Annotated in this window: 1 pseudogene; it reads left to right on the top strand. The window is 48.0% G+C overall.

The annotated features are described in order from the left end of the window. A pseudogene (locus KVT27_RS24705) lies at positions 1-271 on the top strand (ABC transporter permease); the annotation flags it as partial.

Raw genomic sequence — 271 nt, 5'->3', positions numbered from 1 at the left:
CGGTTTCATTCTTATCCCCAAATCGGTTACATTTACCGCTTATGAGAAGCTTTTTAGTGAGACCAATATCCCAAGAGCTTTCTGGATCACGATTTTCATCACGGTTGTTGGCACCGTCGTCAACTTAATCCTGACTTCGCTGATGGCTTATCCGCTTAGCCGGCGCAATCTCCCGGGGAGAAGCTTCTTCCTCCTGCTGGTCGTGTTCACGATGCTTTTCAGCGGGGGCATTATCCCGACTTACTTGGTTGTTAAATCACTAGGACTTCTC

The organism is Lysinibacillus sp. GbtcB16 (assembly GCF_019091145.1).
GTDB lineage: Bacteria > Bacillota > Bacilli > Bacillales_A > Planococcaceae > Lysinibacillus > Lysinibacillus fusiformis.
The sequence above is the reverse complement of the archived record's forward strand: the minus strand, read 5'-3'. Positions and strand labels throughout refer to the sequence as shown.